This window comes from Pirellulales bacterium, assembly GCA_036267355.1.
GTDB lineage: Bacteria > Planctomycetota > Planctomycetia > Pirellulales > DATAWG01 > DATAWG01.
In genome coordinates this window covers 1-20,933 of record DATAWG010000075.1, presented here as the reverse complement: position 1 = coordinate 20,933, position 20,933 = coordinate 1, and the positions used below count along the sequence as shown (strand labels likewise).

The 20,933-nt window shown below is 61.5% G+C and carries 15 protein-coding genes and 1 tRNA gene; 7 read left to right on the top strand and 9 right to left on the bottom strand.

Translation table 11 applies throughout. The annotated features are described in order from the left end of the window. Window positions 1-339: 339 nt before the first annotated feature. From VHX65_11755 to VHX65_11735, 5 genes are all read left to right on the top strand, one after another. Window positions 340-1,458 carry a DegT/DnrJ/EryC1/StrS family aminotransferase gene (locus VHX65_11755; GenBank protein HEX3999217.1) on the top strand — a complete coding sequence of 373 codons (1,119 nt, stop codon included), beginning with the start codon at window positions 340-342 and terminating at the stop codon, window positions 1,456-1,458. Window positions 1,459-1,505: 47 nt separating this feature from the next. Continuing rightward, a complete protein-coding gene (locus VHX65_11750) occupies window positions 1,506-2,324 on the top strand; it encodes a hypothetical protein (GenBank protein ID HEX3999216.1) in 819 nt (272 codons plus the stop codon). Continuing rightward, on the top strand, window positions 2,321-3,820 hold the full coding sequence (locus VHX65_11745) for a hypothetical protein (protein HEX3999215.1): 1,500 nt from the start codon (window positions 2,321-2,323) through the stop codon (window positions 3,818-3,820). The genes VHX65_11750 and VHX65_11745 overlap by 4 nt, the downstream gene beginning before the upstream one ends. 43 nt (window positions 3,821-3,863) lie before the next feature. Then, on the top strand, window positions 3,864-5,048 hold the full coding sequence (locus VHX65_11740; protein ID HEX3999214.1) for an LptF/LptG family permease: 1,185 nt from the start codon (window positions 3,864-3,866) through the stop codon (window positions 5,046-5,048). Between the two features lie 367 nt (window positions 5,049-5,415). Next, on the top strand, window positions 5,416-7,122 hold the full coding sequence (locus VHX65_11735; protein HEX3999213.1) for a hypothetical protein: 1,707 nt from the start codon (window positions 5,416-5,418) through the stop codon (window positions 7,120-7,122). Between the two features lie 134 nt (window positions 7,123-7,256). On the opposite strand, the gene VHX65_11730 is transcribed toward VHX65_11735, so the two are convergent. Next, window positions 7,257-8,024, bottom strand: coding sequence for a DUF1614 domain-containing protein (locus VHX65_11730; GenBank protein ID HEX3999212.1), 768 nt, complete (start codon window positions 8,022-8,024; stop codon window positions 7,257-7,259). A 588-nt stretch (window positions 8,025-8,612) separates the two neighbouring features. On the opposite strand from VHX65_11730, the gene VHX65_11725 reads away from it, so the two are divergent. Continuing rightward, window positions 8,613-9,227 (top strand): hypothetical protein, encoded by a 615-nt coding sequence (locus VHX65_11725; GenBank protein ID HEX3999211.1) that lies wholly within the window; start codon window positions 8,613-8,615, stop codon window positions 9,225-9,227. Between the two features lie 25 nt (window positions 9,228-9,252). Here the strand turns inward: VHX65_11725 and VHX65_11720 are convergent, their stop codons facing one another. From VHX65_11720 to VHX65_11695, 6 genes are all read right to left on the bottom strand, one after another. Then, window positions 9,253-9,867, bottom strand: a complete 615-nt coding sequence (locus VHX65_11720) for a Uma2 family endonuclease (GenBank protein ID HEX3999210.1) — start codon at window positions 9,865-9,867, stop codon at window positions 9,253-9,255. A gap of 214 nt (window positions 9,868-10,081) precedes the next feature. Next, window positions 10,082-11,554 (bottom strand): efflux RND transporter periplasmic adaptor subunit, encoded by a 1,473-nt coding sequence (locus VHX65_11715; protein ID HEX3999209.1) that lies wholly within the window; start codon window positions 11,552-11,554, stop codon window positions 10,082-10,084. Further along, the gene (locus tag VHX65_11710) at window positions 11,544-14,750 is read right to left on the bottom strand and encodes an efflux RND transporter permease subunit (GenBank protein HEX3999208.1); all 3,207 of its coding nucleotides are present in this window, start codon (window positions 14,748-14,750) and stop codon (window positions 11,544-11,546) included. The genes VHX65_11715 and VHX65_11710 overlap by 11 nt, the downstream gene beginning before the upstream one ends. A 93-nt stretch (window positions 14,751-14,843) precedes the next feature. Beyond that, window positions 14,844-15,578 (bottom strand): TetR/AcrR family transcriptional regulator, encoded by a 735-nt coding sequence (locus tag VHX65_11705; GenBank protein HEX3999207.1) that lies wholly within the window; start codon window positions 15,576-15,578, stop codon window positions 14,844-14,846. Between the two features lie 511 nt (window positions 15,579-16,089). Then, the gene (locus VHX65_11700; GenBank protein ID HEX3999206.1) at window positions 16,090-16,833 is read right to left on the bottom strand and encodes a phosphatase PAP2 family protein; all 744 of its coding nucleotides are present in this window, start codon (window positions 16,831-16,833) and stop codon (window positions 16,090-16,092) included. A 134-nt stretch (window positions 16,834-16,967) separates the two neighbouring features. Next, window positions 16,968-17,777 carry a 4'-phosphopantetheinyl transferase superfamily protein gene (locus VHX65_11695; GenBank protein ID HEX3999205.1) on the bottom strand — a complete coding sequence of 270 codons (810 nt, stop codon included), beginning with the start codon at window positions 17,775-17,777 and terminating at the stop codon, window positions 16,968-16,970. Between the two features lie 348 nt (window positions 17,778-18,125). On the opposite strand from VHX65_11695, the gene VHX65_11690 reads away from it, so the two are divergent. Next, a tRNA-Leu gene (locus tag VHX65_11690) sits at window positions 18,126-18,211 on the top strand. A 1,551-nt stretch (window positions 18,212-19,762) separates the two neighbouring features. On the opposite strand, the gene VHX65_11685 is transcribed toward VHX65_11690, so the two are convergent. Together VHX65_11685 and VHX65_11680 are read right to left on the bottom strand one after the other, a co-directional pair. Then, window positions 19,763-20,071, bottom strand: a complete 309-nt coding sequence (locus VHX65_11685; GenBank protein ID HEX3999204.1) for a hypothetical protein — start codon at window positions 20,069-20,071, stop codon at window positions 19,763-19,765. Beyond that, a complete protein-coding gene (locus tag VHX65_11680) occupies window positions 20,058-20,681 on the bottom strand; it encodes a hypothetical protein (GenBank protein ID HEX3999203.1) in 624 nt (207 codons plus the stop codon). The genes VHX65_11685 and VHX65_11680 overlap by 14 nt, the downstream gene beginning before the upstream one ends. Window positions 20,682-20,933: the final 252 nt, after the last annotated feature.

The following is a 20,933-nucleotide window of genomic DNA, read 5'->3' as shown; positions in this document are numbered from 1 at the left end:
AGTCGGTAAGGCCAGTGAACGGGATTGACGGACACGATAATTCGAGTTTGTTCCGTACCCCGGCATTTATGCCGAGGACTACGGCCAGAATCGAAATGTTTTCAGCCCGCTTCAGCGGACACACCGATCGGCGGCTTTAGCCCGGAAGGACCGTCGGACAGTCGCGCACTGCGAAATGGCTAAAGCCGCAGTCAGTAAGCCCCGGAAACGGGGCTGAAGGGCACGATGATTGGGGATCGACGCCCGAGGGCTTCAAAAGCCTGGGCTACGGAAAAGCACCGGTAGCGTTAAGCACATGCCGCTAGCTCAACAGATTTTGTCACGATGAAAGCAGCTAACATGAACATCCCCCTAGTCGATCTCAAAGCCCAGTATCAATCGATTCGCGTCGAGGTCAATGCGGCGCTGCAGAGCGTGCTGGATGAAACGTGTTTTATTCTCGGGCCGCCCGTGGCGCGGTTCGAAACCAGCTTTGCGGCGTTTTGCGGCGTCGAGCATTGCGTCGGCGTGGCCAGCGGCACCGACGCGTTGCAATTGATCTTTCGCGCGATCGATCTGCGGCCGGGCGATGAGGTGATCCTGCCGGCCTTCACGTTCGTCGCCACGGCCCTGGGCGTGAGCCTCGCCGGCGGGCAGCCGGTGCTCGTGGACGTTCGCCGCGAAGACGGCCTGATCGATCCCGAAAAAATCGAGGCGGCCATCACGCCCCACACGCGCGCCATTCTGCCCGTGCATCTCTACGGCCGCTGCGCCGAGATGGATCGGATTCATGAAATCGCGGCAGACCACCATCTGCTGGTAATCGAAGACGCCTGCCAGGCACATGGCGCGACCTATCACGGCCGGCCGGCCGGATCGCTCGGGCATGCCGCCGCGTTCAGCTTTTATCCTGGAAAAAATCTCGGCGCCTACGGCGATGGCGGCGCCATCACCACGCCGAATGCCGAATTGGCGGATCGGCTGCGCCTGATGCGCAATTGGGGTTCGCGAAAGAAATACCATCACGAAGAGGTGGCCTTCAACAGCCGGCTCGACTCGGTGCAAGCCGCCGTGCTGGAAGTGAAACTACTGCGGCTCGCGGAATGGAATGCCCGGCGGCGCTCGCATGCGGCCGCCTATGGCCAGCGGCTTGCGCGGCGGGGCGATGTGGTTCTGCCGCCCGAGGCCGCCGCCGGTTGCAGCGACGCCTGGCACTTGTACGTCATCCGCGTCGCCGATCGCGCGGCCAAGCTGCAAGCATTCGAAGCCGGCGGGATCGGGGCGGGCATCCATTATCCGTTTCCGGTGCATCGGCTGAAGGCCTATCGGCATTTGCAGCCCAGCGGCCGATCGCTGCGCGAAGCGGAGCGTTGGGCCGACGAATGTTTGAGCCTGCCGATCTATCCGGAATTGACAGATCGGCAGATCGACTACGTCGTCGATCACTTGCACACGGAGCGGGTGCTGCGGGCCGCGTAAGCCGTAGCACGGCCGAATCAGCGACTGGCTCTCACACACTCATCGTCATGACCACAACCGCTCTTAGCCCGGCCGCCCGATGGTGGATCAACCGCATCGGCTTTGCGATGATTCTGCTCGGCGCGGTGGGCGTGATCGTGGCGACATTTGCGCCGCATCGGTTTCAGATCGGGCCGATTGCAATTTCGTTTCGCGGCGTTCGCAATCCGATGCTTGGCATGTTGATCGGCTATGGAATGTGGCGGTCGACCTACGATGGTTTCGGCCGATGGCTGAAAGTTCGAGCCGATCGGCTTGGGTCGGCCAGCGGCGCCTTTGGCGGGCAAACCAGCCGATGTTATTTCGCGGTTGTCGATTTATGGAATACGTGGGGTTGGCGACAACGGGCGATGTTGGTGTTGGTGATCGTACAGTCTGTGTTTGCACTGCGTGTCTGGCAGAGCTATCCATCCACTTTGGAATACGAGCGCACGGCGCAGGCAAATACGATTCGGCTTGCGACATTCGGGCCGCCTGGAGCGGAATTGTCGCTGCTGGAGCATTTTTGCCGCGAAGTGTGCGCGAAGACCCCGCCCGATGCGCGGATCCTGTTTCACGGAGCGACGCCGCTGATGCGCCTGGCGTATGAGGTGTATCCGCGGCGGGTGTTTATCTTGCCGCAAGAGATGACCGCGCTCGCCGAATCGTGGCACGTGCAGCCGCAATTGAAAGATCTTCAGCCCGATCCGCACGAGCCGTATTGGCATCAATTCCTGCCGCATAAGGAGGTCGACGCTGCCGCATTCATCCGCGAGCACGGGATCAACTACGTGGCGACCTTCGATGAACACAACCTGTTGCAATGTCGCGTGGAGCGTGCGCCATGATCGCATTGCTCGGTGGAGTCGCTAGCGCAATTCTGTGCCTCGCTTCGATCAGCGGCATCGGCTATCAGTTGGCGCGCTTGCTGCGCGCCGGTGAATCGAGCGAGGCGCGGGCGGCGCGGCCCGGTTTCGGCTGGGCCTTTTTGCTGGGCTCGGCAGCGGTCGGATTGGTGCTGCAAATTCCGCTGGCCATCGATGGGCGGATTACGCATCGGAGCTTCGCGGTGGTCGGCATGGTGGGCATGGCCGCGGTGGGTTGGACGATTGTCGGTTGGTGGCGCAGCGGGCTGCTTGGCAAGGGCGCGTGGTTCGATTGGTTAAGCGACTTGCCGATGCTGGGCCGGCTATTGGCTCTGGTAAGCATTGCGGCCGCTTTCGTGTATTGCTGCCGCACGGATCTCACCGGGTACGACGCCCGGACGATCTATGCCCTCAAGGCCCGTGTGCTCTACGACACGGGCACGATCCGCGGCGAGGATTTTCAGGATATTCATCGCGTCCATTTCAATCCGGCCTATCCGCTGCTGCTGCCGCTGGTGGAAGCCCAGATTTATTGGACACACGGGAGCTACGTCGCGCCGGGGCTGAAGCTGTTGTTTTTGCTTTTTCCGCTCGCGCTTGCGTCGCTTTATGCCGGCGAACTGCGGCGCTTCGGCACCCGGGGTTTTGCCGCGATGGCGGCGCTGCTGCTATTGTCGACGCCCCTTTTTTTGGAATGCTTCGAGGGGGCGGCACTCTCCGGCTCGGCCGACTTGCCGCTGGCCGCGCTGATTCTTGGCGGAGTGCTCGAGCTTTCGCGGTGGATTCGCCGGCCCGGCTGGCAGCCGGCCCTTTGCGCGGCGCTGCTCTTGGGAGCGGCCGCGGCGACGAAATCCGAAGGCATGCTCTGGACCGCAGCCTGCGCGGCGGGCCTGGCGGGCACGTGGCTCTTGCGACCGTCTTGGCCGAGCGGACGCCGATTGGCGACGGCCGTTGCCGGCATGGTCACTTTGGTTGTGGTTGCGGTCGTCCGCGATCGCATTTCGCGGCAAGTGCCGGATTCGCCGTACTATCCGTCGTATTGGGCGGCCCTGGATTGGCGTTGGATAATGCAATTGGCGGACCGGCCGGCGGTCGTATTTCGCTACGCGGCGGTGGAACTCGTGCGAACGAGAACTTGGAATTTGATGTGGCCTTGCGTCATCGGCTCGCTGGTGTTGCTGCGCCGCAGCCGATTGCCGGCCAGCGTTTGGTTCTGGCGACTGACTGCGCTGGCCGGGATTGGCGCGTCGATATTTGCGCTCGTAATTACGCCGCTGCATCTTGAATACGAATTGCGGACATCGTTTTCGCGGCTGCTGCTGCATGCGTTTCCCTTGGCAGCGTTGATCATGGCGGAGCAAATGGCGGCCTCGGGGTGGAGCGGACAGCTAGCGCAGACGATGCGAGCCGACCAAGAGCCGGAAGGCCAGCCGGAAGCGATGCAGCCGGATGCCGAGCCGAGGGCCAAGGCGGCCTAATTCGAGTTTCGAATCATCGTCGATCATCTCTTAGTAACTCTCCATGCGCATCCTGACCCGCTATGTTCTGTTCGAGTTGATCAAGGTGTTCTTGATCGCTCTGACGGGAATGACCCTGTTCATGGTGCTGGTGGGGGTCGTGCGGGAAGCTTACTCGCAGGGGTTGGGCCTGAAGCAGATTCTGCTGTTGATCCCCTACATCCTGCCCGATTCCTTGCGGTTCGCCGTGCCCGGCACGGTGCTCTTCGCGACCTGCAGCGTTTACGGCCGGATGGCATCGACAAACGAAGTCGTGGCCGTGAAGGCGCAAGGCATTTCGCCTTGGACGATTTTGTGGCCGACGTTCGTCTTCGCGTTTTTCCTGAGCCTCGTCGCCGTTTGGCTAAACGACGTTGCGTCGGGCTGGGGACGCGAAGGGGCCAAGCGGGTCGTGATCGCGTCGGTCGAAGAAATCGTCTACTCGCGATTGGCACAGCAACGGTCCTATAGCTCGCGGATGTTTTCGATCAACGTCAAGGCCGTCGATGGGCGGAAACTTGTCGAGCCGACATTCACCTTTGCGGCCAACGACGACAGCTCGCCCGCCACCATCAACTGCGAATGGGCCGAGTTGAAAAGCGATCTCGTCGCCAACACACTGACGCTCGTCTGCTACAACGGCACGATCGACGCCGGCGGAATCCGCTTCTTCTTTCCCGACAAAGCCATCGAGCGCGTCGTGCCGCTCGACGAGGCCAGCAAACGCGGCGGACGCTTAAGCCCAGCCGACGTGCCGCTCAATCGAATCTCCAAGGAAATCGAGATTCAGCAGCAGCAAAACGAAGCCTACGCCGCGCGAATGGCGCTCGATGCGGGGGGCGAAATGATCGCGGGCGACTTCGGCCAACTCACCGGCCGAAGCTGGGCCGACGACCAGATGCACATGACGAACGAACAATCGCGGTTGTTCCGGCTGCTGATGGAACCTTCGCGGCGTTGGGCCAACGGATTCAGTTGCCTGTTCTTCGTGCTGATCGGCGCACCGATGGCGATTCGCATGCGCAACAGCGATTTTCTCACCAGCTTTTTCGCCTGTTTTTGCCCGATCCTGGTCGTCTACTATCCGCTCTTGATCTTCGGCGTCGACCAGGCCAAACGGGGCTCGCTGCCCGGCTGGTCGGTGTGGATGGGCAATGTCATTCTCGCGTTCTCCGGCGCTTGGCTGATGCGCCGCGTGATCCGCTATTAAGCGAACGCGGCAAAGTAGCAGGCACACTCCGTGTGCCGTCGGCGCTGCTCGGCGGGCAGCGCACCACGGGACGCAGACGGCACACGGAGTGTGCCTGCTACGTAACGGGTGCCACCGGCTTCGCCAGGGCCGGGTAGCACCGTGGCCGTATCGCGACGTTTGCATATCAGCGCCGCGGACTTGGCCGTTAACGTAGCAGGCACACTCCGTGTGCCGTCGGCGCTGCTCGGCGGGCAACGCACCGCGGGACGCAGACGGCACACGGAGTGTGCCTGCTACAGTTGACTTCGGTCTGGCGGCATGTTTCATTGGTGGAATAGTCCGCCCCTTCGCCATGCCCAGCCCAGCCCTCCCTCGTAGGTTTCCCATGCCCAATCGTTCCGCGCTCACGCGGTTTGCAAAAGTCCATGCCGCGATCTTCTTGTTTGCATTGTTGGCGATCGGCTCGAAGCGGGCCTTCGCCGAAGATCATGCCAGCCAGAAGCAACTGTGGCTCTACTATCCGACCAATTTGCTTGTGAACGAAAATGTGGATCGATTGGAAACCATCTTTCGCCGTGCCGCCAAGGCCGGCTTCTCGCATGTGCTCATCGGCGACAGCAAGTTTTCGAATTTGGACCGCATGCCGCGCGAGTATTTCCGAAACGTCGACCGTGTGAAGCGGATCGCCGGCGAATTGCATTTGGAACTGGTGCCCGCGGTGTTTCCGATCGGCTGGTCGAACGCGTTGTTGTTTCACGATCCGAATCTGGCCGAGGGTTTGCCGGTGCGCGATCAATTGTTCGTGGTCCACAATGGCGAGGCGCGAGTGGTCGCCGATCCGCCGGTTGCTTTTCCGCAGGGCAATCTATCCGATCTGAAGCGTTGGAGTTGGAAAGACAACTTGGTCACCGAAGACGACGGAGCGGCGCGCATGAAAGAGCTCAAAGGCCGAGTCGGCCGGGTCGTGCAGTCGCTGAAGGTGTCACCGTTCCGGCAATATCGCATTTCGGTTCAGATCAAGACCAAGGATTTTCAAGGCACGCCGGAAATCAAGGTTTTGGCCAACGATCGGGACCTGAATTACAACGACCTTGGCGTCAAGCCGACGCAAGATTGGACGACGCATTGGACCGTTTTCAATTCGCTCGACAATCACGCGGTGAACGTCTACTTCGGCTGTTGGAACGGCGGCGGCGGTTCGGTGTGGTTCAAGGATGCGCATTTGGAAGAGGTCGGGCTATTGAACGTGTTGCGGCGGCCTGGAGCGCCGCTGACGGTTCGCCACGACGATTCATCCGTCGGCGGCTCGGCGACGCCCGGCGCGGCGCTCGTGGAAGGGACCGATTTCGAACGAGTCGTCGATCCGCATCTGGGCAACAATCCTTACCCGGGCGAATACGATTTGTATCACGCACCGCCGACGATCCATGCGAAGCTTCCCGACGGCACGCGGCTGCGGGTGTCGTATTATCATCCGATGATCATTTACGGCGGGTCGGTGATGATCGCGCTTTCGGAGCCGAAGACGATGGAACTGCTGCGCGATCAGGCCCGGCGGATGCACGCCGCTTTCGGGGCGAAGGCCTATTTCATGGAACATGATGAGATCCGCATCTTCAATTGGGATGCGGCTTCCGAACGCCGCCATCTCGACGCCGGCCCGCTGCTGGCGGCCAACGTCAAAGCCTGCACGCAGATTCTGCACGACGTGAACCCCGGAGGCGAGGTGTATGCCTGGAGCGACATGTTCGATCCACACCACAATGCCGTGAAAAACTATTACCTCGTCAACGGCAGCCTGATCGGCTCGTGGAAAGGGCTGGATCCAAGCGTTCACGTGGCGGACTGGAATTTCGGCCATCGCGATGAAAGCCTGAAGTTCTTCGCCGATCGAGGCCATTCGCTGTTGATCGCCGGCTACTACGACGCGCCGCTTTCGGACCTGCGGGCTTGGCTCGATTCGGCGGCGAAGGTGCCATCGGCCAATGCCGTGATGTACACCACGTGGCAGAACAACTATGGCGAGTTGGAAAATTTCGCCGCGGCGGTCAAAGCGCATCCGTGGTGGAAGCAAGGCGGCGGGCAGCGCTGAGCGGTTCCGAATCTGCGGCCGATGCTGAATGGACGGGGCTCACGGACGGCGGCGTGCCACTGGCCAGCGCAATCGGCCAGTGCGGCGCTGCGAGTCGACGTCGTTGGCCGACAAGCCAAAGGGAATAGAACGCGTCAATAACCGGCATCGCGCGGCGGCTCCGGCTCGGCAGTTTGCTCCGGCGTTTGCGTGGTTTTGCTGATCGTGTGGCTCACGGTCGGCGCCAGCAGCACCGCAATGATGCCGGCCAGAAACACGCCGTCGAACGTGCCCGCTCCACCGATCGACGCCACCGGCGCGCCAAGGCCGCGAACCCGCTCGAGATTCATCAAATCGGCGCCGATCAAAGTGCCAAGGCTTCCCACGATGTAGCCCAGCGGCGCCGCATTCCGCCAGGAAAGAATCATCGCCGTCACCACGGCCGCGATCGGCGGAACGTACATCGGCACGCTGATCCCCAGTCCCTTCACGGGCTGGGCAAATTGATGCACGATCCAAGCCACCGCCGCCACGCCGATCACGCTGCGAATGTAGATGCTGTTTTTGACGACGAGGTACAGCGACAGCAGCGTCGGAATCAGGGCCCCGCCGACGTTGATCGCAATGATCGTACCCGGCCAATCCTGAACGGCCGGAATGATGTAGTGCATTCCCGCGAACCAAACATCCTTATCCGATTCGACATGCTCCGGCGGAAACCGCGCCACGGGAATATTCACGTAGCTGCCGAACAAGGAGAGCAGCAGCAGCAAAAACGCCGATCGCCGCGTGATGCCGATTTTTTCATACGCATAGCGGAGAATTCCGATCTCCACCATCGCGATCAGAAATCCGAGCAGCAGAAATAGGCCAAGCAGAAACGGCCAAGCCAGCGGAAAATAATGCCCGTGATAGGGTTGCATTGCAAATCTCTGCGAATTCGGATTTCAGTCAGGATCGACCGAAAAATAACTTCCGATTGTTTGAAACCCCTCACCCTGCCCTCTCCCGCAAGGGGAGAGGGTGGTTGGGAGAAGTTATTTTTCGCTCGATCCTTAGCCGTGTCAGGCTCCATTATATTCGCAGGGCCGGGCCATGCTGACAACCGGTGCGCGACTCGCCGGTGACGGTGTGCCACTTGGCCTGGGACCGTTGTGCCCCTCGCCGGTGACGGTGTGCCACTGGCCAGCGCAGTCGGCCAGTGCCGGCGGGGCGAACAGGCCTCATCTCGCTGATTCCCGAAGAAATTCGTCGCAAGCAAAATCCAATTCGAGAAGCTTCCGAATTGCGATCGCGCGAGAAATTTGCTTGCGATGCCCGATACGGATTATAAAATAAGCCAGGGTCGGCGAAGCGGCAGGTTATTGCGCCCACACTGGCAGACTGCGCTTGCCAGTGGCACACGACGCGACGCCAGTGGCACACGACACCAGTGGCAGACGCGCGAACGCAGCCGCCCGCTTACGGGCATTCCGTCCGTCGCATCTCATTTGCATTCTGCCGGGGCTATCATGTCCGAGGAAAATCTGAATCCTTACGCTGCGCCGGTTGCCAGTCTTGTGCCGGAGACGGAGTCCGGTCCGTTTGCCGACGGCGTATGGCGCGAGGCCAATTTGCTTGTCGTGCGAAAGGGGAGCCTGCTCCCGGATCGTTGCGTCAAATGCAACGAGCCGATGGCCGGCCGGCGAAAGCGGCAAACTCACTATTGGCACAGCCCGTGGCTCTATATCCTGATCATCAGCCCGATCATTTTCATTATCGTGAGCATGATCGTTCGCCAAAGCGTCGTTTTGCAAACCGGCGTTTGCCGGCGACATCGGGCGCAGCGGAACCGCATTCTACTGGTCGCGTGGCTGCTGTTCTTCGGCGGAATCGGCGCAATCATTTACGGCGCATGCTTGCTCGACGATCGTCAGACGCAAGACTTTGGCTGGCCGACAATTCTGGCCGGCTGCGGGCTGATCATCGGCGGGGCGATTTACGGCGTTATTTGCTCTCGGCTGCTTTGGCCGAAGCGGATCGATCCCTACTTCGCGTGGATGAATGGGGCCTCGAGCGTTTATCTCGCCGAGCTCCCCGAATTGCCGCCGCCGCCACCGCCGATTCCACCATACCGATCGCGGTGACACCGATCGCGCTGAACATCAGCCATCAGGCGAGCCATTGTTGGGCGCCATCGGCATGGCGCACTTCGATTCTCGGCCGCTCCGCGCCGCTCACCAACCGCAGCGACACCGGCAACACATCGCTCGCCAATACGTCGGCCGCTTCGAGCTCGGCTCGGCCGACCAATTGCAGTTTGCCGTTGCGCAGCCGGTGCAACTCCAGTCGCCACGGATCGCGATCGACGATCAACAGCTCGCGCACGCCGATCCGCTCGTAAAATGCGATCTTTTCGCGGCTCGGATCGTAAGGACCGAGAATCTCCACCAGCAGGTCGGGGCCGCCAAGAAAATAAGCGCCGCAGTCGCGGCCGGGGTTCGTGGGAAAGATCACCACCACATCCGGGCAGCGATAATTCTTCGTCCAATCGTCGGCTCGATCGCTGACATTGATGCCCGGATAGACCTTGGCCGGATGCAAAAGTCCGAGGACGAGGCGAAATGCGGTTGAAAGTCCCGCTTGGATTTCCGCGTGTTCGAGATTCGGCGATGGGTTCATCAAGTAGGTGCCCTCCCAAACTTCGTCGTAGCGGTCGCCGCCCCATTCCGCGCGCTGCGCGCGGATTTGCCGTTCAAGTCCGGGATCGGTAACAAGCGTGGCCATGGATATTCCTCCTGGATTGCACGCGACGCACGACCGGCATTCTACCAAGATTTGCCGGCGTGTTGGCTGCAATCGTGTGCGGGAGAACTGGATCGCCGATCGCCGTGCGTCGCTCGCTAACGCTTCGGGCTAGCGTGCGCGATGCCCAAGCGAATACTAGCCCGAAGCGCCAGCGAGGGACGAACGTGGAAGCGAGCGTATTCTTGTGCAGCCTTTAATGCGAATCCGATTTCGCGATGGGCTCGGCTTTGTCGGCGGCCTTCGGCGCGTCGACCTGCACCGCTTCGCCGTCGGCCAGCCGGGCGCCGGGATTGGTGACGATGCGGTCTTGCGCCGTCAAACCGGACGAGATGCCCACCTCGGAGCCAAAATCCCCTTCGACTTCGACGGGTTGAAAATGGACATGCGCGCTCGAATCGAGCACCGCCACGCGAGTTCCGTCCGCGTTGTAAACCAGTGCCGCAGGCGGAATCAAAAGCGGCGGATCGTCGCGGGCCACGCGCATCCGCACCTGCACATAGGCATTCGTGAGCAGGGCCCGATCGTCGTTGGGAACTTCGATTTCCGTGAGCAGCGTACGGGTGGCGGGGTCGAGAGCACGAGCGGTGCGCGTGACTTTGCCGACGAATTTGCGATGCGGCATTTCACGCACGACGAGTTCCGCTTCGAGCCCCACCTTGACGCCCGGCGAATAAATCTGCGGCACGTTGACGAACACGCGCACCGGATTCGTCTTGGCGATATGAAATAGCGATTGGCTCGCGCCGTTGCCATCGGTGAGCAGTTGGCCGACTTCGATGTTGCGGGCCGTGATCGTGCCGGCGAACGGGGCGTAGACGCGGGAGAAATCTTGCAGCGTCGTCAGCCGATCGACGTCGGCTTGCCCGCCCACGACGTTCGCCTGCGCCGCGGCAAGCGCCGATCGGGCCGTTTCCGCGGCGCTGCGGCGCTGATCGAGCTCGAGCTTGCTGACGGCGTTGTCGCGATCGAGCGATTGATAGCGCACCAGCGTCGTATCCGCGAGCCTTAGATCGGATTCCGCCCGAATTTGCTGAGCCCGCAATTGGCTCAAGGTGGCCTTTGCCTTGTCGAGTTGCTGGTCGACGTCGGGGGTGTCGATCACGGCCAGCAATTGCCCCGCCTTCACATCGTCGCCGATATCGACGAGCCAGTTTTTCAAATAGCCGCTGGTGCGCGGATAAACGGTCGTTTCTTGCAGGGCCTCGACATTGCCAGGCAATTGCACTTCGACAATTGCCGCCGACTGCTTCGGACTGCCGACCGACACTCGCGGCAACGCGGTCGTGATTTGCTCGGCATTCTCCGCCAGCACGTTTTCTTCGTGCAGCCTTGGCAAGAGGCCGAAGAAGAAGAGCGCGGCCAAGACGGCAAGCGTGCAGCCGGCCAGCAGCAGCAGGGCAAAGCGGCTCGGATGCGGCGCGGCCGGTGGGGCGCCGATTTCATCGTTCACGCGCGCACCGTGTGCGGCCGGCTGTTGCCGCGCCGCGTGGCCGGCGCCGTTTGGCGGCGAGCCGTTTGGCGGCGAGCCATGAGTCGGCGCGCCGTGAGCCGGCGCGCCGTGGGCTGCCGGCGCGCCGTGGGCTGCCGGCGCGCCGTGGCCGTTTCCTTCCGTCGGATCGGAAGAAGGAACCGAGGGTTTGTGACTGATTATGGGCTCACTTGCCATAGTGTTCGATGCTTTCTAAATCCAAGGTCGCATGCGGCGTCGCCTTGCGCAGCGTGCTATAAACGAGGGGCACGAAAAACAGCGTGGCAAATGTGGCCATCATCAAGCCTCCGATCACGGCTCGGGCCAGCGGCGCATTCTGCTCGCCCCCTTCGCCGAATCCAAACGACATTGGCAACATGCCGATGATCATCGCCAGGGCGGTCATGATCACCGGCCGGAGTCGCGTGACACCCGCCGCCCACGCCGCATCGTGGGCGTCTTTGCCGAGCTTGCGCTGGTCGTTGGCAAACGTGATCAGCAAGATCGAATTCGCCGTGGCCACGCCAATGCACATGATCGCCCCCATCAGCGACGGCACATTCACGGTCGTGCCGGTGACAAACAGCATCCACAAGATTCCGCACAATGCCCCGGGCAACGCCATCAAGATAATCAGCGGATCGATCCACGATTGAAAATTCACGACCATCAACAGGTAGACCAGCAGCACGGCAAATATCAGTCCAAAGCCGAGCCCTTCGAACGACGTGTTCATCGTTTGCACCTGGCCGCGAACCACGACGGTCGTGCCACGCGGCAGCGTCGGCCGAACCTCGTCGACCAATTTGTCAATCGCGCTGGCGACGCGCCCCAGATCGGTGTCTTGCACGCTTGCCAGCACGTCGAAGCTGACGGCCACGTTGTAATGCGTAACGTTGGTCGGCCCCAATCGATGGCTCACGCCGGCGACGTTGGCCAGGAGTTGCGGAATCGGATTCGTGGGGGTGCTGACCGGGGTGCTTTCCAGCGCGTTGATCGAGTCGATCTTATACTGCGGCGTTTGCACCGCGAGCGGATATTGCACGCCGGTTTTCGGATCGAGCCAGAAATTCGGGGCCGTCTGACCGCTCGAACTGAGCGAGACCAACAGATCGTTGGCGATATCGCTTTGCGTCAGCTTGAATTGATTCAATAGCGTGCGATCGGCCGTCACTTGCAGTTCGGGCGTGAGCGGCACTTGCTGCAAATGAGCATCGACCGCGCCGGGTATTTCCGACACCCGCTTGCGCAGTTGGCGAGCGATCTCGTAGTTCTTCATCATATTGCCGCGCGGGCCGACCAACTGTACGTCGATCGGGGCTGGCAATCCGAAATTGAGCACCTGCGTTACGATGTCGGGAGGCGAGAAGAAGAACGTGAGATCGGGGAATTTGTCGGTCAATGTTTTGCGCAATCCGCGCACGTAGTCGGGCGTCGGGCGGTGGCCTTCCGTGAGCGTCACCAGAATTTCGCCGTCGGCGGCCGACATCAATGCCCCGTCGCTGAGCGAAAGATTGATGCCGCTATTCGGTATGCCGATGTTGTCGATCAGCGTTTTGATTTCTTTCGGCGGAATCACCTGCCGGATCACCTCGGCGACACGGGCGAAATAACGCTCGGTTTCTTCGATCCGGGTGCCGGCCGGCGCTCGCACGTGCATGCGAATCTGACCCGAGTCGACCGACGGAAAGAAATCGCGCCCGATCATCGGAAACAGTCCGGCCGACAGGGCGACGAAAATCACGAAAACGCCGACCACCGCGGCTCGATTCGCGAGCGCCCAGGCAAGGCAATTGCCATAGAAATCTCGCAACCGATCGAATTGCCGATCGAACGTCTCGTGGAATCGCCACAAGGCGTTCTTCTTGACCGCAACATGCTCGGCGCCCTTTTCCGGCTCGCCGCCATAGAGTTCGACTTCGCGGGCCAGCAGGAAGTGTACCATCGTGGGCACGAGCGTTCGGCTCAGCAAATAGCTCGTCATCATCGCGAACACCACGGCCATGGCCATCGGCGTGAAGAGCGACTTCGCCGCCCCGCTGATAAACACCACCGGCACGAACACGATGCAGATGCAGAGCGTGGAAACAAAGGCCGGCACGGCGATTTGCGCCGCTCCGTCGAGAATCGCCTCGACCAGATGCTTGCCCTGGTGCAGATTGCGATGGATGTTTTCGATCTCGACCGTGGCGTCGTCGACCAGAATTCCCACCGCCAGCGCCATTCCGCCGAGGGTCATCACGTTGAGCGTGTGCCCCAGAAAACTGAGCACGATGATCGACACCAAGATCGACAGCGGAATCGAAATCACCACGATCAGCGTGCTTCGCCACGAGCCGAGAAACAGCAGGATCATCAACCCCGTCAGCCCGGCCGCGATGGCAGCCTCCTTGATCACGCCGTTCACCGCCGCGCGGACGAAAATCGATTGATCGCCCAGGAGCGACACCTTGAGCGATTCGGGCATCGTCTTCAAGAGCGACGGCAGCCGTGCCTTCACGCCGCTGACGATGTCGAGCGTCGAAGCGCCCGACTTCAAGATCGGCTGCAACACGCCGCGGTGGCCATCGACGTGCACCACATTGGTTTGCGGCGTGAAACCGTCGCGCACGTGGGCCACGTCGCGGATATAGATCGTCCGCAGGCCGATGGTCTTGATCGGCAAATCGCCGATGGCGGCAACCGCGGTCGGGCTGCTGTTGAGCCGCACGTTGTATTCCTGTTGCCCGATCTTCGCGGTGCCTGCCGGCAGGATCAGGTTTTGAGCGTTGATCGCATTCGACACATCGGCGGCGGAGACGTTGAAAGCGACCAGCTTTTCCGGGTCGATATCGACCATGATCTGCCGCACTTTGCCGCCGTAGGGATACGGAATCTGAGCCCCGGGCACGGTGGCCATGCCGGGACGAAGACTGTTCGTGGCCAGATCGAACAATTGCTGTTCCGAGAGGCTATCGCTCCCAAGCGAGACTTGCAGAATCGGCACATTCGAAGCGCTGTATTTCAAAACCAGCGGTGGAAAGATGCCGGGCGGCATCGTCTTCAGCGCCGCTTCGGCGCTCGAAGTGGTTTGCGAAATCGCCCCGTCGATATCCGCGCCGGGCTGCAAGAAAATCTTGACCACGGCAACGCCGTTGAGCGACTGGCTTTCGATGTGCTCGATCCCGCTCACGGTGGAAACGACGATCCGCTCGAAGCTGCCGACGATGCGCGTTTCCATATCGTCGGGCGAGATGCCGGTATAGTTCCAGATCACCGAGATCACGGGAATCTGGATTTCTGGGAAAATATCGGTCGGCATGCGAACGATCGTCACCACGCCGAGGATGGCAATCAACATTGCCATCACGACAAACGTGTACGGCCGCCGCAGTGCAAGTCGAACGATCCACATGGCAATCCGCTTTCTGAAAAACGCTTCCGCAAATCGAGCCGTGCGCCAAGCCATCGCCTGTAAGCGTGTGCCGCGGGCTCTGCGGTGCTTCGTTTATTCGGTCGCAGCCGGCGACCGTCGCGACGGCTTTCGTTTCTTCCGCGCCGGACCAGCCTGTGAGCCGGCACCGTCAGCCAGGTCGCCGCTCGCCGCCGATTCCTCCTGCGGCTTTATCTGCGGCTTTATCTGCGGCGTTTCTTGCGGTGTTTCTTGCGGCAGACCGAGTTGCGCAAGAACCGCGCCCCGCACGGTCCGTAGAATCCGATCGCCTAGTGACGGATCATCGAGGGCGCGAGCCAGCGTCACGGCTCCCATCACGCTTGCCAACGTCGCGATCGCTCGCTCGCTGCGAATCTCCTCGGTGTCGCCCGGCGCGGCGCGCGACAATTCCGCCAGCCGCAATCGCATGGCTTCCGTAAACGCCCTGCGAACCTTCGCCGGCTGCCGAGCGATCTCGGAAGTCAACGAGGGCAGGGGGCAACCGCTGCCCGGCCGATTCAAATGGCCGGTGCTCAGGTAGTAGTCGATCCAATCCTCGAACGAGCCCTCGGCCAGCGGGGCGTCGGCGGCGAGCCGGCGCCCTTGCCGCAAAATGCAGGATTCGAGAACCTCGGCCAGCAGGGCGTCTTTATCTTCGAAGTGGGCATAGAAGCCGCCCGGAGTGAGCTGCGCGGCCTGCATGACCGCATCGACGCTCGAACCCTTGTATCCTTCTTCCCGGAACAGCCGGCTTGCCTCGGCGACGATCCGCTCGTGCGTTTGCCGCTTGTGATCGCTTGTGTAGCGCATGGTTTTCCCGATCGTTTTCCCGCAAATGCCCGGAGGGGCTAAAATCGCAAGGCTCCTCGATCTCCCGGCCGGTCCCCGAAATCGTCGGGGACTGACCCCTTTTGCGGAGTCTTCGGAGCAAAAGGGGTCTGTCCCCCTCTCCCCAGACCCCCGCGGACAATTTTTGAAACCGGTTCCGTGCGCCAGGAGATCCGTGCGCGATCGCAAATTGCTTTGCAAGTTGGCGAGTATCCCCGCACGATCCCGAACTCAATCGCTCGCTTGCGGCTTCGACCCGCGCCGGCACCATAATATGACGGTGGTAATTCAAAGTCAAGCGGCCGCGCCGGCGGGTAGTGGCACTCGAATTGGCGGAAGAAGCTTCTCGCGCGCCAAAAGGCCCGCTCAGGGCAGCTTCGCATTACCCACGATATTCGTCCGAGGGCAACGTGAAAGGTTCTCGGCCTGAAAGGCCGATTCTGGCAGCCTAGGCCGGAGCCGCGCCAGCGGCGGAGGCCTGGGTCGGCCGCGCCTAAGGTGCCGCCCAGCGGCGGTCGTTCGGGTCGCCGGCCGCCTCGGGCTCGGCGCTCCAACGCCGCATTAGATAAGGTTCCAGACGGTCGAAACCTTTTAACCAGCCGCCGGGCAAGAAGAGGCTGGCGGCGAACGTTCCAACCGCCGCGCCCCAGGCCACGTCGCTCAAGAAATGCGCCGCGCTATAAAGACGCTGCCCGCCGGCCAGCAACGCAAAGCCGACAAACAACCATCGGCCACGCGGATAGAGCCATATCAACACCGCCGAAAGTGCCGCGGCCGCGGCCATGTGGCCCGACGGAAAGCTCTCCAGGTCGCTCCCCACATGATTCAGCGGAAGCCAGTGGCCGAAGGTTTGCCAGACATTTCCGCCCAGCGAAAACGCGTGCGGCCGAGTTCGGGCCAGCGACAACTTCAACAGATTCGCAAGCAAACCGGCAACCACCACCGTCGTCGCGGCGCGCGGAAACAATGTCCGCCGCCGCCAATCCAGCACCAGCGCCGTAAGCAAGATCGCCCCAACGCCGAAACCATGCGCGTAGACCTCGGCCAAGTGGAGCAAGCGGCCCAAGTCGCGCGGGAAATGGCCGGCATCGATCCATCGCGCCAACGGCAAATCGAACGGCAACGCCGCAAAACCCGCCAAGACGAGCGCCGCAGGCAACCACACCCGTAGCGGGCTGCGATGCCCAGTTTCGAGCGGATGGAATGGCAGCACGGCGGGAGCGGCAGCGTCAGACATTGGCCCGGATCTTGGCGGATCGGTCGGCAGGCTCAAATAGCGGGGCGCCACAATACCAATCCGCCACTAGACGTGGAACACCACTTCGGCACTGCCGCGCGAATGGCTCGAACGAATCGAACACGCCCGATATGCTAGCATTCATCAGCTTGGCCAACCAAGCCACTCGCTTCCCGCCAAACGATGCGAATCGGTTCCGGCCGTTGCGGTCGCACGGCAATCGCCGCGATATGACGCGGCGTCGGCCGGGCTAAACTCAATTGCCAGTTGTCGTGCCCGATCGGCCGGCCATCCCCGTCGCGCTCAACGGTGAAGCTTTCGGGCGACTGGGTTAGCCCACTGCCGAGCCCCTTGAGATATGCCTCTTTCAAAACCCATTGTTCGAAAAAGCCATTCGTCCGGACTGCTGGCGGCAACTCGGCCAACCGCTGTTGCTCTCGCGACGAAAAGAAATGGCGGGCAACTTGCTCGATGTCGACCGGCCGCGAATTCACTTCGGCATCGACTCCGATATCGCCCGCGCGACTGACTGCGCAGATCAAAAGCCCTTCGGTGTGGGTCAGGTTGAAATGAAGCGATTCGAGGCCCGCCGGCGCGGCGATGGCCGGCTTGCCGTGCGTTCCGAAAACAAGCCGCCATGACGCCGGATGGATGCCGGCATGGTGCGAAAGCACGACGCGCACGAGGGCCCGCGCCGTCAAGCGTGTTTGCCGCAACTGTTCAGTTCGCGACGACTGAATGACCGGCAATTCGCCGCCCGACAAACGGTGGCCCGACCAACCGAATCGATCGAGCTGTTCAAGCTCTGCCGGATCGATCCAGTCCGAGCTCCGCCGGCACAGAATTCCCGCCGCCGGGTGACCGGCATCCAAGCACCACGCATGCACCGCGGCCTCGAGCTGCTCCCATTCCGGCGCATCGGCGGCCGACGATAGATCAGGCATTCGGTTTGGTAGCGAGAAATCGGTCGGAGCAGCGTCCGCCCCGCGGGGGCGCATCGCTCACCATTATCTACTGAAAACGAGACGGTCAAACAATTCTCCGGCCGCATTAACGATCCCACCTTGTGCTTCGGCAGCGATGGTCGAGCACGAGATGATCGGCCGATTTCCAGCCTGAACAAGCGATCCGCGGCCACGCAGCCATGGAGCTCTTTCCGGTCGCGAGAAGTTCTCGCCACGATCGCTGTGGTCGACTATGATTCAATCCGCGGCGATCGCCAAGTCCCCAGCGAGACCGCCCCGTCGAATGCCGACCTGGAAGCAATCAAAATGGCACAATCTAGTCGCCGCGGCCGAGTGGCGGAATAGGCAGACGCACGGGACTTAAAATCCCGTGGGGAGTAATCCCCGTGCGGGTTCGATCCCCGCCTCGGCCATTGATGCAACGCGATGCAGTCCGCGGCGACGCAGCGCGAAAATCCCCGTTTTGTTCGGGGTTTTTCGCGTTCTTGCGCTGCGCTCGCTTGCCCTGTTTCGGCGCGTCCTCCGTGCAATCCGGTGCAACTCGCAACCCGTTCGGCGCGGGCTCGACGGCACCATTTTCGGCACCTCTTGGCACCATAGTGGGCACCTTTTTCTGCGGTTGATCGGGGTTGAGTTTTCCGTCCGTGCCGGTGGCCCGAAGCCGCTGGGGCTCGTCGCCACGTTTGCGATTGGGAATGGGCGGCAAGGCCTCGACAGCCGCCGCTTGGTCCATAACGCCCAGCATCGTATACGTGTTCATGGTGAGGTCGATACTCGAATGCCGAGCCAGCATTTGGGCCGTCTTGGGAGCAACGCCGGAGCGGGTCAGGTTCGTGATAAACGTTTTCCGGAGGGCGTGGAAATCGACCACGTGGCCCGTTTGGTTGGTTTCCAGCAAGAACTGCGATTCCTTGCGAGCTTCCTTTTCCGCCTCGGTCGTTGCCTCCTTGATCCACGCTAGCCGGGCTCGATCCAGGTCGGCCCGCAACATTTCCGCCGTCCGTTGCAGCCGGGCTGTGATCAGCGAGTCGCACGGCGACGGCAGCGCCTTCTCGGCAATCCACTCTTCCAGCCGCGAGGCGAGGTCTGCTCGCAGAGGAATTACGTCCTGCCGCCGTCTCTTGGAATAACCCGCCTGAATTGTAAGCGTGGGCGGGTCAGACGTAAAACTGAACGACGACGGGCAAACCGATCGAATCTCGTTTCGCCGAAAGCCAGTGTAGCACCCGATGAGGTACAACATCGCCCGGTCCCTGCCGGATAGACTGTGGAGCGGCGGCGCCGTCTCCGTTATCCGCAGCAGCCAATCGAACTCGTCGGGCGACAGCGGCCGGCGAATGCGACGGCGATCGGTGTCGGCGTTCATTTGCGACAAGTGGGCCAACCGGTCGTCGTCAGTTCGGTGGTCGCGGACCAACCAGCGGGTAAACATCTTGATCGCCCGCAGATAGTGATTGACCGTCGTAATGCCGAAGTCCTTCTGCCGCAGCTCGCCGAGGTAGGCCTGAACGCGGCTGGCGCTGATTTCCACGATGCGGGTCACCTTTGTCGCCTCGAGGACGGCCGTGATCTGGGCCTCCGTTCGATCCACGTAATCCTGCGTGGACCCCTTGTTCCTGAGATACTTCTCGAAATCTTCCACATGCACGTCGATTTTCCGCTTGTGGTGCTCCTCAAATCCGGTGTGCAGGCCGGCGGCCTTGAACTCCATCTTCTTGACCAAGGCGCTCAGCATTGCCTGAGCGGCAGTCTTGTCCGTAGCAAGCGGCACCCGCTTCTCTTGGCCGTTCTCATCGCGGTAGCGGCCCCACCATTTCTTGGACTTCGCTTTGACCCTCTTCCCGGCCTTCGGGTCGGTCACCACGATCGGTTTCTTGTACAGGCTGGCCATGTTTTCGTTTCTCCGAATTCGCGCCCGGCGTGGGCACGCCAGGACACACAGTTACCTCGTTCTACCACAGGGTTCAAGCAACTTGCTCGCGCCGGTATCCGATAAATCGCCCGAACTGGCCGCAGGTCGTCCGAATCAGACGGCGGCTTACCGGTTCGTCCGCCCAGTGCCGCGGGTCGCAATATCCGTTGCACCGGGCGGTCGGCGCGGCCTTCGATTCGGTCGCCAAGCGGCGAATGATCTCCTCGCGATGCGCCGCAACGGCTTGCCGAAGCTCGCCGGTCAACACGCCTCGTGCTGCCCGAAAGCAGAGCCGCCCGCCGTCCAAATAGAGGTTCACGTTCCGATCGTTGAGCCGCATCAGCAAGTCATCGGTGGTCATAGTTGTCCCTCTTCCCATTCGGGTTCTTCGGCCATCGTGTCATTACCGTCATTTGCGTCAGCGGCGCCAGATCACCGCTATCCGCATCGGTTTGCACCGGCTGATCGCTATCACCCCATGACGGTATGGGGCTCGCTGACGCAGTGTCCTGGGCACGTTGGATCGTCACCACTCGTTGTTTGGCTTCGCGGTGAAAGTCAACCTGCCAGCCGGCCGCCCGGAGGTTTGGCGACAAACGCTTCAGGTGCCCAGACATCGACCGGCCGTTCTTGGGCCAACCATTTTGTCGTTTGACCTGATCAGTCACCTTGGGTTCGAGGGCGATGAGCAGTTCGCTTGCCGTCCCCGACCACTGTTCCTGCTCATCGAGCAGATCGAGTAGGGGCCGTGCGACCGATGAAGCCTCCAAGGCGACCTCATTTGCCGATTCACGGTTGCCGTGATAGGCGGCGATGAAAGTCCCCGAATCCCAGCCGAACGACGTCTCGGCGGCCGTCGCCCAGAGAGCGAAGTCGGCCGTGCGGGGCAGCCCTGGCAATTTGACGGATGGCAGCCGGCGCAGCGCCGTGGAGACGGCGTCAAGAAGTGCGCCTAGAATCTTCGGTCGCACTCGGTCGTAGGCCGCCAGCAGTTCGGCTTCAGCGCGCCGGCGGTCTTCAGGAATCGCGGGCAGCCATACAATCAGGCACCGATCAAGAAGGTCGGAGCGGCTGGCTACTTCCTCGGTAATTGTTTACCGCCTCGGGGAAATTCTTGGATGCTAGCTTAACCTGCTAGCAGGATTCTCGTCGTAGAACAGGTATGGAAGCGACGAGAGGTGGTTCGAACGACAAGCGGGACGCGGCCCAGCGGCGGCCGACGT

What these genes read in the sequence shown, in the direction of transcription:
- VHX65_11730 (HEX3999212.1), bottom strand. Translation starts at nt 8,024, where the DNA reads ATGCAACCCTATCACGGGCATTATTTTCCGCTGGCTTGGCCGTTTCTG.
- VHX65_11755 (HEX3999217.1), top strand. Translation starts at nt 340, where the DNA reads ATGAACATCCCCCTAGTCGATCTCAAAGCCCAGTATCAATCGATTCGC.
- VHX65_11705 (HEX3999207.1), bottom strand. Translation starts at nt 15,578, where the DNA reads ATGCGCTACACAAGCGATCACAAGCGGCAAACGCACGAGCGGATCGTC.
- VHX65_11720 (HEX3999210.1), bottom strand. Translation starts at nt 9,867, where the DNA reads ATGGCCACGCTTGTTACCGATCCCGGACTTGAACGGCAAATCCGCGCG.
- VHX65_11710 (HEX3999208.1), bottom strand. Translation starts at nt 14,750, where the DNA reads ATGTGGATCGTTCGACTTGCACTGCGGCGGCCGTACACGTTTGTCGTG.
- VHX65_11735 (HEX3999213.1), top strand. Translation starts at nt 5,416, where the DNA reads ATGCCCAATCGTTCCGCGCTCACGCGGTTTGCAAAAGTCCATGCCGCG.
- VHX65_11740 (HEX3999214.1), top strand. Translation starts at nt 3,864, where the DNA reads ATGCGCATCCTGACCCGCTATGTTCTGTTCGAGTTGATCAAGGTGTTC.
- VHX65_11750 (HEX3999216.1), top strand. Translation starts at nt 1,506, where the DNA reads ATGACCACAACCGCTCTTAGCCCGGCCGCCCGATGGTGGATCAACCGC.
- VHX65_11685 (HEX3999204.1), bottom strand. Translation starts at nt 20,071, where the DNA reads ATGACCACCGATGACTTGCTGATGCGGCTCAACGATCGGAACGTGAAC.
- VHX65_11725 (HEX3999211.1), top strand. Translation starts at nt 8,613, where the DNA reads ATGTCCGAGGAAAATCTGAATCCTTACGCTGCGCCGGTTGCCAGTCTT.
- VHX65_11700 (HEX3999206.1), bottom strand. Translation starts at nt 16,833, where the DNA reads ATGTCTGACGCTGCCGCTCCCGCCGTGCTGCCATTCCATCCGCTCGAA.
- VHX65_11745 (HEX3999215.1), top strand. Translation starts at nt 2,321, where the DNA reads ATGATCGCATTGCTCGGTGGAGTCGCTAGCGCAATTCTGTGCCTCGCT.
- VHX65_11695 (HEX3999205.1), bottom strand. Translation starts at nt 17,777, where the DNA reads ATGCCTGATCTATCGTCGGCCGCCGATGCGCCGGAATGGGAGCAGCTC.
- VHX65_11715 (HEX3999209.1), bottom strand. Translation starts at nt 11,554, where the DNA reads ATGGCAAGTGAGCCCATAATCAGTCACAAACCCTCGGTTCCTTCTTCC.